This window comes from Mesorhizobium sp. YL-MeA3-2017 (genome assembly GCF_030814575.1).
Lineage (GTDB): Bacteria > Pseudomonadota > Alphaproteobacteria > Rhizobiales > Rhizobiaceae > Mesorhizobium > Mesorhizobium terrae.
Window position 1 is genome coordinate 1768586 of record NZ_JAUSVH010000001.1, and the last position, 11004, is coordinate 1779589.

Genomic DNA, 11004 nt, shown 5'->3' on the forward strand with positions numbered 1-11004 from the left:
ATGGCCGCCGACCGGTCCCTGATCCGCATTACCGAAAGGGACGGCATGCCGGAAAACCGGCTGGCCGTGCTGGAGCATGTGTGGCGCCGTTTCGACGACGACACCGCGATGTTGAAACAGGGCGGGCTGGTCGCCGAGGTTTCACCCACGCACTACAAGGTGAACGGACTTTCCGACATCGCCCGGCTCGGCGACGTCGTCGAACACCGGAGCCGCAGCGGTTCGCGGCAAGGCGAAATCGTCCATATCGGGCGCGACGATGTCGTCGTCGCCCCATTTGAGCGCAGCCCCGATGCCGGCATCGGCGACGCCGTCTTCCGGCGCGGTCCGTTGACGGTGACGCCGCATTCGTCCTGGCGCGGCCGTACCATCGACGCGCTTGCGCGCGCCATCGACGGCGGCCCGCCGCTGCTGCGCAGCCCGGACACCGGCGCACACCACGATGCGACGCCCGGCGCCATGGCGCGGCAGCGCGTCGGCACGTCCTTCACGACCGGCGTGCGTGTCATTGATATCTTCACGCCGCTCTGCTTCGGCCAGCGCATGGGAGTGTTCGCAGGCTCTGGTGTCGGCAAGTCGACGCTGCTCGCCATGCTCGCCGGCGCCGACGCTTTCGACACCGTGGTGGTTGCTCTGGTTGGCGAACGCGGCCGCGAAGTGCGCGAATTCCTCGAGGACACGATCGGCGAGGAAGCGATGCGCAAGACCGTGGCGGTGGTCGCGACCAGCGACGAAAGCGCCATGATGCGCCGCCGCGCGCCTGATACGGCGATGCGGGTTGCCGAACATTTCCGCGACCAGGGCCATCGCGTGCTCCTGGTGCTGGATTCCATCACACGCTTTGCGCACGCGCTGCGCGAAGTGGCAACCGGCACCGGCGAGCCGCCGGTGGCGCGCGGTTATCCTGCCTCCGTCTTCACCGACCTGCCGAAGCTGCTTGAGCGCGCTGGACCTGGCCTCGAGGGAACAGGTTCGATCACCGCCATCATCTCCGTGCTTGTCGACGGCGACGATCACAACGACCCGGTCGCCGATTCCGTGCGCGGCATTCTCGACGGCCATGTCGTGCTCGACCGCACGATCGCCGAGCAGGGACGCTATCCGCCGGTGAACCCGCTCGCATCCATCTCGCGCCTTGCCTCGAAGGCATGGACGCCGGACCAGCGCACATTGGTGACCAAGCTGAAGTCGATGATCTCGCGCTTCGAGGACACGCGCGACATCCGCCTGCTGGGTGCTTATCAAGGCGGCGCCGACCCGGAGCTCGACATGGCGGTGCGCCAGGTTCCGTTGATCTACGAAGCGTTGACGCAATCGCCCAAGGATGGCCCCTCGATCGATCCTTTCTCGGATCTCGCCCATCACCTGAGAGGCAGGCAGAGTGCAGATGCGGGAGATTGATCTTCAACAAACAGAGGCGTTGTTGCGCGAGATGCTGGCGCAGGCGGAAGAAGCCGAGGAGCGCGCCCGCCCCCGCAAACGCCTGTTGTCCAAACTGCCCAACCCGCTTTCGGGATTGGGCCGCAAACGCGCTTCGGCTGGCAAGGCTCAACGGGAGGTCGGCAGAAGCGATGCGCTGGCCGAACTGTTCGCGCCGCCCGATATTACGCCCGAGCCCAGGCAACATTTACCAAATCTAAGCTCGCGCAGGCGTAAGACTGCCCGGACCGATGTCATCCGAGATCGGCCCCAGCAATCGAGCGAGCCGACCCCGAGGATGAAGAAAGACACCCGGCGCACTGATTTTATCATGGCCGCCTGCGGCGTGGCGCTCGGCCTCACGTGCGCGCTGTTTCCCTGGTATATCTTCTTCAATCCCGATCAGTTCGGCGTGCAGGCAATGAAGTTCGGCGGCCGCGGCCACAATGCCGGGCGCATCATGGTCCAGCCGGACGGCGCCGGCACCGCCGATCCATTGCCGGCTCAATTCGCCGCGCTGAACGCCAATCTCGACCTCGGCTTCACCGGTTCGCTGCAAACCAAATCGCTGACGCCGGAACAGGCGCCGGGAGCTGACGAACAGCCTTATCCGCTCGAGGCAGTGACGTTCCGCCTGGTCCATGTCGCCAACGGACGCGCCATGATCGAGGACAATGCCGGGCTTTGGATCGTCCAGCCCGGTTCGACCCTGCCGGACTCCTCGCGCGTCAAGTCGATCGAGCAGCGCAAGGGCAAGTGGGTTCTGGTCACCAGCACCGACCGGGTCATCGAAGTCTCCAAATAGGACCACGCGCACCGAGCCTTGCCGATACGCGTAAGGCCCGCGCAAGACTGGTGTCCTAATTTCCGGTTAACGATCCGGAGATTCCCATGGAGCCTGTCAACCTCTTCGACCTCGCGACCCGACAGTCCCAATGGCTGTCGGTCAGGCAATCCTCGGTTGCCGGCAACATCGCCAATGCGAACACGCCCGGTTACACCGCCACCGACGTCGAGCCTTTCGAGAAAGTGCTGGACCGCACCGCCGTTCGCCTGAGCGCGACGCAGAGCGGCCATCTCGGCGGCGCCACGGAAGCCGCCTTCACCGTCAAGCCGCAGGAACCCACCGGTCCGGTGATGCCGTCCAAGAACACGGTGGTGATGGAGAACGAGCTGATGAAGGCCGGCGAAATCCGCCGCGCCTTCGAGCTGAACACGGCCGTCGTCAAGGCTGAACACGGCCGTCGTCAAGGCCTTCCACACCATGCTCATGACCACAGTGAAGAGCTGATCCGATGGACGCACTAGCCGCCGCTCTCAAGGTTGCAGCCTCCGGTCTCGGTGCGCAGTCCGAACGAATGCGCGTCGTTTCCGAAAACCTCGCCAACGCGCAGTCCACCGGCACGACGCCCGGCGCCAATCCCTATCAGCGCAAGACCATCTCCTTCGTCTCCGAACTCGACCGCGCTTCCGGCGGCTCGCTGGTCGAGATCAACTCCATTGCCCGCGACCCCGCTGATTTCCCGGTTGAATTCCAGCCCGGCAACCAGGCGGCCGACGCGAAGGGCTACGTCAAGATGCCCAACGTCAACGTGCTGATCGAGATGGCCGACATGACCGAGGCGAACCGCTCCTACGAAGCGAACCTGCAGGTAGTGAAGCAGGCTCGCGATCTCATTTCGATGACCATAGACCTGATGAGGAACCAGTCATGATCGGCGGTATCGGCGCTGTCCACCTAAAGTCCGCCAACAGCGGTTCGGAAACCTCCACCGACCTTCTCACCGGAACGGGCGCCGCCCCGACCGGAACCCAGGTCGCATCCACTTTCGCCGAGGCGCTCAACCAGGCCGCCACGAAGACGGTGAACACCCTGCAGCATGCCGAGCAGGCTTCCATCCAGGCCTTGAAGGGCGATGTCGACACCCGCCAGGTGGTCGACGCCGTGATGGGCGCGCAGCAGGCGCTTCAGACGACCATCGCCATCCGCGACAAGATCGTCTCCGCCTATCTCGAAGTCAGCCGTATGAGCATCTGAGGACACATCCGTGAAAGCCCTTGCCATAGCCGCCACCGGCATGAATGCCCAGCAGACCAATCTGGAAGTCATCGCCAACAACATCGCCAACATCAACACCACCGGCTACAAGCGCGCGCGGGCGGAGTTCTCGGATCTTCTCTACCAGGTCGACCGCACCCAGGGCGTTCCCGACCGTGGCAACACCTCGGTCGTGCCGGAAGGCGTGTCGATCGGCCTCGGCGTCAAGACCAGCGCCGTGCGCAACGTCCACATCCAGGGCACGTTCACCAACACAGGCAACGAGTATGACCTCGCGCTGGACGGCAAAGGCTGGTTCCAGATCGAAGGCGCCGATGGCCAGACGCGCTACACGCGCGCCGGCACCTTCAACACCAACGCCACCGGCCAGATGGTGACCGTTGACGGCGCGCCGATCGTTCCGGCCATCACCGTGCCGCTCGACACCAAGGAACTCATCATCAACAAGACCGGCCAGGTCTTCGCGCGTGTCGATGGCCAGATGGATCTGCAGAACCTCGGACAGCTGACCATCGCCACCTTCGCCAACGAGGCCGGCCTGGCGCCGCTCGGCGACAATTTGTTCCAGGAGACCGTGGCTTCCGGCCCGGCCAATGTCGGCGTGCCGGGCGACCCCGGTTACGCCACCATCCGGCAGAACTATGTCGAGAACTCCAACGTCGACCCGGTCAAGGAGATCACCGACCTGATCTCTGCGCAGCGCGCCTATGAGATGAATTCCAAGGTCATCCAGGCCGCCGACGAAATGGCAGCGGTCGTCTCCAAGAACATTCGGTGACATCATGATCCGGCTCGCCCTCGGTCCTTATTTCCGCCGTCTCGCGCTCGCTCTGGCATTGGCCATGGGCGTCGCGCCGGCCTTTGCCGACGAGGTCGTGCTGATCCCCAACCGCGTGATCTATCCCGGCGAAACGATCGGCCTCGCCGCGCTGAAGGAAGTCACGCTCGGCGCCGGCAAACGCAAGCCGCAGGGCGTCGTCACCGTCGCCGCCGACCTCGAAGGCAAGATCGCCAAGCGCACGCTTTTGCCCGGTCGCTACATTCCTGCCACCGCGCTGCGCGATGCCTGGCTGGTCGAACAGGGCGCGCCCGTCCTGATCAACTTCGTCGTCGACAGCCTCTCCATCACCGCGTCCGCCATCTCCTTGCAGCCCGGCTCCGCCGGCGACCTGATCAAGGTCCGCAATGTCGACAGCGGCAAGGTGCTAACCGGCACGGTCATGGCCGACGGCACCATTCGGGTCAGCGCTTCATGAAGAAGTGCCTCACTTTCACTCTTGCGGCACTGCTTTGCGCCCAGCCCGTCCTCGCCGACGGCCTGAATGCCAAGGCCAAGCGTGAGCTCGCGGCCAAGGCGACGCGCGAAGGCGGCCAGTTCGACGATCCCAACTACGATCCCGACACGGCAAGCCGCATGTTCCAGGTCTCGCCCGGGCCGAGCTCGCTGCCGCCCGGCCAGGTGGCCTCGCGCATCAAGGACGTCGCCCGCCTGCAAAGCGCCCGCGACAACCAGCTCGTCGGTTATGGCCTGGTCATCGGCCTGCAGGGTTCCGGCGACTCGCTGCGCAATTCGCCCTTCACCGAGCAGTCGATCCGCGCCATGCTGGAAAATCTCGGCATCGCCTCGCTCGGCACCAATGCGCGCGCCAAGAACGTCGCCGCCGTCATCGTCACCGCCAACATGCCGCCCTTCGTGCAATCCGGGGCGCGCATCGACATCAATGTATCCTCGATGGGCGACGCCACCTCATTGCAGGGCGGCACGCTGATCATGACGCCGCTGAAGGCCGCGGACGGCGAAATCTACGCCGTTGGCCAGGGCTCTGTGGTCGTTTCCGGCTTTACCGCGCAGGGTCAGGCGCAGCAGGTGACGCAGGGCGTGCCGACCGCCGGCCGCGTGCCCAACGGCGCCATCGTCGAACGCCAAGTGCAGGCGGAATTCGGCGACCAGGCAATGCTGACGCTGCAGCTCTACAACGCGGACTTCTCGACGGCCGTCCGCATCGCCGACGTCATCAACGACTACACACGCCAGCGCTTCGGCGCGCGGGTCGCAGCTGAACGCGACAGCCGCACGGTTTCCGTCAAGAAGCCGAAGGGTGTCTCGGCGGCACGCTTCTACGCTGAGATCGAGAACCTCGTGATCGAGGCCGACACGCCTGCCCGCGTCGTCATCGACGAACGCACCGGCACCATCGTCATCGGCAACCAGGTCAAGATTTCGCGCGTCGCCATCAGCCACGGCACGCTCACCGTGCGCATTACCGAGGCACCGACCGTCATCCAGCCGGAGCCCTTCTCGCGCGGCGTGACAGCGGTCGAGCCAAACACGGCCATCGACATCAGCCGGCCCAACGGCCGCGTCGCCGTGCTCGACGGTCCGAACCTCGAGACGCTGGTTTCCGGACTCAACCGCCTGGGCGTCAAGCCCGACGGCATCATCGCCATTCTGCAGGGCATCAAGTCGGCCGGCGCGCTGCAGGCCGATCTCGTGCTCCAATAGGCTGTCCGATGACCGAAGCGACCCGCCCTTCCCGCCACCGCCGCACACCGCCGCGCCTCGCCGTCGTCGGCGCCGTCGTCGCCCTTCTGGCGTCGCTCGGACCGGTTCGCGCGGAAGACGCCGTGCGCCAGGTACTGCCCGGCGGGCCGACGGCCGACGCCCCGCAGAACCTGACCCGTGAGGCGCCGCGCGCCGAGATCGCCGAGGCTCCATTGCCATTGCCGCTGAAGCAGCCGGCGGCGGTAGCCAACCTCACCACCGGCTCAACGCCGACGGCGCCCGCCAGCAACGAAAGCGAGGTGCAGCGTTTCTGCTCCAACATCGCCGACGCCGCGCGCGACCGCCGCTACTCGCTGCAGTCGGCCGAGCTCAAGCAGTTGCAGAGCGAAGTCGACAAGCGCATCACCGCGCTCGAGGAAAAACGCGCCGAATATGAAGCCTGGCTGAAGCGGCGCGAAGTGTTCCTGGCGCGCGCCGAGGACAGCCTCGTCAAGATCTATTCCGGCATGAAGCCCGATGCCGCCGCCGAGCGGCTGGCCGGCACCAATGTCGAGCTCGCCGCCGCCATCCTGATGAAGCTCGATGCGCGCAAGGCAAGCGTCATACTGAACGAGATGGACAAGAAAGCGGCCGCCGCGCTCACCGGCATCATAGGCAGCGCTGCGCGCAGGGTAGACCCGACATGATCCGCAAAACTTTGATTTTGTTCGCTGCCGCCAGCCTCACAGGCTGCGGGACAGACCTGAACCAGGTCAACAAGGAACCGGCCATGTCGCCTGTCGGGTCCGGCATCCGCAGCCAGGCCGCGCCTGTCTATCAATATCCGGAATCGCCTGCCGCGCCGCGTCGCCGTTTTTCCTTGTGGGACGACCGCCAGAGCCGCCTGTTCACCGATCCGCGCGCGCTGCGCGCAGGCGACATCCTGACCGTCAAGATCAAGATCAACGACCGCGCCAAGTTCAAGAACCAGAACGACCGCAGCCGCACCGCGAGCCGTTCGCTCGGTCTCAAGGCCGATGCCGAGTGGGATAGCGCCAAGACAGGCGGCAAGCTCGACGGCTCTATGGAATCGAAGACCAAGACCAATGCCGACGGCGCCATCGAACGGTCGGAGACCATCGAGCTGAACGTCGCCGCCGTCGTCACCAATGTGCTGTCCAACGGCAATCTGATGATCACCGGCTCGCAGGAAGTACGCGTCAACTACGAGATGCGCGTGCTCACCATCGCCGGTATCGTGCGGCCCGCCGATATTGGCCAGGAAAACACCATTTCCTACGAGCGCATCGCCGAAGCCCGCATCTCCTATGGCGGCCGCGGTCGCGTGTCGGAAGTCCAGCAGCCGGGTTACGGCCAGCAAATTCTCGACCAGGTACTGCCGTTCTAGGCGCGGGATAGAAGAGCGTGGCAAACACCGAGCAGATCGCAGCACCGAAGGGCCCCTCCCTCATCGTGCAGATGGGGATGCTCTTTGCCATGACCGGGGCGGCACTCGGCGTCGGCTGGTTCGCGGGCACTTATCTGAAGAATTCCGAGAAGCCGGCACCGCCGGTCAAGGAAAGCCACCAGAAGCTGCCGACCAAGGAAACCAAGAAAGAAGGCGAGACCACCGGACCGGTTCTGGTCGAGCTCGCCTCGCTGACCACCAACCTGGCCGCGCCGACGGATGTCTGGGCGCGGCTGCAGGTCTCGCTGGTCTTCGACGGTACGCCGCCGCCGGGAATGGCGGAAAATATCCATCAGGACCTGCTTGCCTTCCTGCGCACCGTCAAGATGCATCAGGTCGAAGGCGCCAGCGGCTATCAGCATCTGCGGGCCGACCTGCAGGAGCGCGCCGCGATCCGCAGCGGCGGCAAGGTCAAGGAAGTGTTGGTCAGGGCGCTGCTGTTCGAATGAAAAAAATCCTCCTTTTCGCCGGCGTCTTCGCGGCCACGGTAACGGCAGCGAGCGCCCAGCAGATCGACCTCGGCGGCATCGGCCAGGCCAGTGGCACTACCGTGGCCACGATCATCCAGATGTTCGGGCTGCTCACCGTGCTTTCGGTGGCACCGGGCCTGCTGATCATGGTGACGAGCTTCACCCGCTTCATTATTGCCTTTTCGATCCTGCGCGCCGGCATCGGCCTGCAATCGACGCCGGCCAACCTGATCCTGATCTCGCTGTCCCTGTTCATGACCTTCTATGTCATGGCGCCGACCTTCGACCGCGCCTGGGCGAACGGCGTGAAGCCCTTGATGGACAACCAGATCAGCCAGACGGTGGCGCTGGAGCGCATTTCCGATCCGTTCCGTACCTTCATGCTGAGCAATGTGCGCGACAAGGATTTCGACCTGTTCGCCGACCTCGCCCGCGAACGCGGCCAGACGGTGGCCAAGGAAACGGTCGACCTGCGCATCCTGGTGCCCGCCTTCATGATCTCAGAGATCCGCCGCGGTTTCGAGATCGGCTTCCTGATCGTGCTGCCCTTCCTGGTCATCGACCTGATCGTGGCCACCATCACCATGGCGATGGGCATGATGATGCTGCCACCGACGGTGGTGTCACTGCCTTTCAAGATCATGTTCTTCGTGCTGATCGACGGCTGGAACCTGCTTGTCGGCAGCCTGGTGCGATCGTTCAACTAGCCCGCAGAGCGGCTCGTTCCCCCTTTGCTCGAACGTTTATTCGGTTCATTTGCCAGCGTGGCGCGCTGTGGTTGCAACGTCGCCGCGTGCACACCCAATTGCTAAAATAATCAGCGGGTTAATGCTGGTTAACCATGTTCCTTAGAACTTTGCTAGCAAGTCGCCGCGATAGTGCCCCCTATGGCGGGTGACCTTCCCTGAAGCACTCATTGGCATGATGCCTCTCCGCCATACCGGCCGATCCGGTATGTCCCTGTACTGTGTTTTAGGGGCTTTTTTCCCATGTCCAGCATCAACACGAATACCGCCGCTCTTACCGCTCTGCAGAGCCTGAGCGCTACCCAGAAGTCGCTCGAAACCACCCAGGGCCGCATTTCGACGGGTCTGCGCGTTGCCACCGCTTCCGACAACGCCGCCTACTGGTCGATCGCGACCTCGATGCGTTCCGACAACAAGGCCAACTCGGCCGTTCAGGACGCGCTCGGCCTCGGCGCCGGCAAGGTGGACACCGCCTACACCGCCATCAACGACATCAAGGACCAGGTCGACAAGATCAAGGCCAAGCTGGTTAACGCCCGTGGCGCCAGCCTTGAAGACCAGAAGAAGATCGCGACCGAAATCACCGGCATCCAGAACCAGATCAAGTCGTCGGCGACCAACGCCAACTACGCTGGTGCCAACCTGCTCGTCAGCGACGGTGCCGCGACTTCCGACCTGAACGTCGTCGCTTCCTACAACCGCGTCGGTACCGCCGTCACGATCGACACCGTCAACGTGAAGGCCTCCGACATCCAGATCTTCGGCAAGGCCGCCGGCGGCGCTCCGGACTTCACTGCTGGTCTTCTGAAGGACATCGTCGCCACCGGCGCGACCGGCCTGTTCGACACCAGCGGCGCGACCGCTGTCACCGACGCCAATGTCGACGCTGCTCTGGTCAAGGTTGAAACCGCACTTGCCGGTCTGACCACCGGCGCTGCCTCGCTCGGTGCCGCCAAGTCGCGCATCGACACGCAGAAGAACTTCCTGTCCAACCTGTCGGACTCCATCGACAAGGGCGTCGGCCAGCTCGTTGACGCTGACATGAACAAGGAATCGACCCGTCTGCAGGCCCTCCAGGTCCAGCAGCAGCTCGGTGTCCAGGCTCTGTCGATCGCCAACGGCTCGTCGCAGCAGATCCTGTCGCTGTTCCGCGGCTAAGCCGAACCTTCTCAGGCAACAACGATCCTATGAATGGGCCGCGCGCAAGCGCGGCCCATTCTCTTTTTTGGCTTTCGCCACCCCCTACATTAGCTTCATCTTAATGGCCTATTAACCATGACTGGTTAGTTGTGGTTAACCACGTTTGTTCCGCCCGCTCATTCGACCGGCGACAACCGAGGCAAGGCATAGCGCGGCGACGGCGCGCCATTTGAGAAGGGGAGTTATCTTGGCGAGTATCATGACCAATGCCCAGGCGTTGACTGCGCTGCAGAGCCTGAGCGCCACTCAGAAGGCACTTGAACAGACGCAGTCCCGCATCTCCACCGGCCTCCGCGTCTCCACCGCCAGCGACAACGCCGCCTATTGGTCGATCGCCACCACCATGCGTTCCGACAACAAGGCCAACTCGGCCGTGCAGGACGCACTCGGCCTCGGGGCCGGCAAGGTCGACACCGCTTACGCCGCGATCATCGACGTCAAGGATCAGGTCGACAAGATCAAGACCAAGCTGCTGGCTGCCATGGGCAAGGGCCAGGACATCCAGAAGCAGATCGCGACCGAAATCAAGGCGATCCAGTCCGGCATCAAGTCCTCGGTCACCAATGCGTCTTATGCCGGCACCAACATGCTGCAGACCGACGGCCTGGCCGCTTCAGACCTGAAGATCGTTGCCGCTTACAACCGCACCGGAACGACCGTCAACATCGACACCATCAACGTCGCCGCAGCCGACACGCAAGTGCTGGATACCGGCGGTACAGGCGGTTTTGTCGGCGGCTTGCTCCAGCCAGGCTTCTTCGATCCCAGCGCGGCGCAGCTCACCGACGCAGCCCTCACGACTGCATTGGGCACCGTCGAAACGGCCCTCGCTAAACTGGCGGATGGCGCGGCGACGCTGGGTGCTGCCAAGTCGCGCATCGACACCCAGAAGAGCTTCCTGTCCAACCTCAGCGATTCGGTGGACCGCGGCGTCGGTCAGCTCGTCGATGCCGACATGAACCGGGAATCGACCAAGCTCCAGGCGCTCCAGGTTCAGCAGCAGCTCGGTGTCCAAGCACTGTCGATCGCCAATTCCAGCGCCCAGAACATCCTGTCGCTGTTCAAGAACTGATCCATTTCATTTGCTTCTTTCCAATCGGGCCGCGCCACCAGCGCGGCCCGATACCATTTTCGCACAAGCTTCAGCGTCTAGTGTTTCG

General features: G+C 63.9%; 14 protein-coding genes. All 14 read left to right on the forward strand.

What is annotated here, in order from left to right:
- Entirely contained in the window at window positions 1–1401 is a 1401-nt protein-coding gene (gene fliI / locus QFZ88_RS08280; protein WP_024925772.1) for a flagellar protein export ATPase FliI, read from the forward strand.
- Between the two features lie 316 nt (window positions 1402–1717).
- Complete coding sequence (locus QFZ88_RS08285; RefSeq protein WP_245317404.1) at window positions 1718–2224, forward strand: hypothetical protein; 507 nt, start codon at window positions 1718–1720, stop codon at window positions 2222–2224.
- 86 nt (window positions 2225–2310) lie between these two features.
- Window positions 2311–2727 (forward strand): flagellar basal body rod protein FlgB, encoded by a 417-nt coding sequence (gene flgB / locus QFZ88_RS08290; RefSeq protein ID WP_307417131.1) that lies wholly within the window; start codon window positions 2311–2313, stop codon window positions 2725–2727.
- A complete protein-coding gene (flgC, locus tag QFZ88_RS08295) occupies window positions 2715–3134 on the forward strand; it encodes a flagellar basal body rod protein FlgC (protein WP_024925775.1) in 420 nt (139 codons plus the stop codon). Before flgB ends, flgC begins: the two co-directional genes overlap by 13 nt.
- Window positions 3131–3457: a flagellar hook-basal body complex protein FliE gene (locus QFZ88_RS08300; RefSeq protein ID WP_024925776.1), complete on the forward strand. Its 327-nt coding sequence runs from the start codon at window positions 3131–3133 to the stop codon at window positions 3455–3457. Before flgC ends, QFZ88_RS08300 begins: the two co-directional genes overlap by 4 nt.
- A 10-nt stretch (window positions 3458–3467) precedes the next feature.
- The gene (gene flgG / locus QFZ88_RS08305) at window positions 3468–4256 is read left to right on the forward strand and encodes a flagellar basal-body rod protein FlgG (protein ID WP_024925777.1); all 789 of its coding nucleotides are present in this window, start codon (window positions 3468–3470) and stop codon (window positions 4254–4256) included.
- A 4-nt stretch (window positions 4257–4260) separates the two neighbouring features.
- Window positions 4261–4734 (forward strand): flagellar basal body P-ring formation chaperone FlgA, encoded by a 474-nt coding sequence (gene flgA, locus QFZ88_RS08310; RefSeq protein ID WP_024925778.1) that lies wholly within the window; start codon window positions 4261–4263, stop codon window positions 4732–4734.
- Window positions 4731–5981: a flagellar basal body P-ring protein FlgI gene (locus tag QFZ88_RS08315; protein WP_024925779.1), complete on the forward strand. Its 1251-nt coding sequence runs from the start codon at window positions 4731–4733 to the stop codon at window positions 5979–5981. Before flgA ends, QFZ88_RS08315 begins: the two co-directional genes overlap by 4 nt.
- Window positions 5982–5989: 8 nt before the next feature.
- The gene (locus QFZ88_RS08320) at window positions 5990–6667 is read left to right on the forward strand and encodes a MotE family protein (RefSeq protein ID WP_024925780.1); all 678 of its coding nucleotides are present in this window, start codon (window positions 5990–5992) and stop codon (window positions 6665–6667) included.
- Window positions 6664–7368, forward strand: a complete 705-nt coding sequence (flgH, locus tag QFZ88_RS08325) for a flagellar basal body L-ring protein FlgH (protein WP_024925781.1) — start codon at window positions 6664–6666, stop codon at window positions 7366–7368. Before QFZ88_RS08320 ends, flgH begins: the two co-directional genes overlap by 4 nt.
- A 17-nt stretch (window positions 7369–7385) precedes the next feature.
- Window positions 7386–7877: a flagellar basal body-associated FliL family protein gene (locus tag QFZ88_RS08330; RefSeq protein WP_024925782.1), complete on the forward strand. Its 492-nt coding sequence runs from the start codon at window positions 7386–7388 to the stop codon at window positions 7875–7877.
- A complete protein-coding gene (fliP, locus tag QFZ88_RS08335) occupies window positions 7874–8605 on the forward strand; it encodes a flagellar type III secretion system pore protein FliP (protein ID WP_024925783.1) in 732 nt (243 codons plus the stop codon). The genes QFZ88_RS08330 and fliP overlap by 4 nt, the downstream gene beginning before the upstream one ends.
- 282 nt (window positions 8606–8887) lie before the next feature.
- On the forward strand, window positions 8888–9802 hold the full coding sequence (locus tag QFZ88_RS08340) for a flagellin (RefSeq protein WP_024925784.1): 915 nt from the start codon (window positions 8888–8890) through the stop codon (window positions 9800–9802).
- Window positions 9803–10031: 229 nt separating this feature from the next.
- Window positions 10032–10916 carry a flagellin gene (locus tag QFZ88_RS08345; RefSeq protein WP_024925785.1) on the forward strand — a complete coding sequence of 295 codons (885 nt, stop codon included), beginning with the start codon at window positions 10032–10034 and terminating at the stop codon, window positions 10914–10916.
- The last annotated feature ends 88 nt before the right edge of the window (window positions 10917–11004 follow it).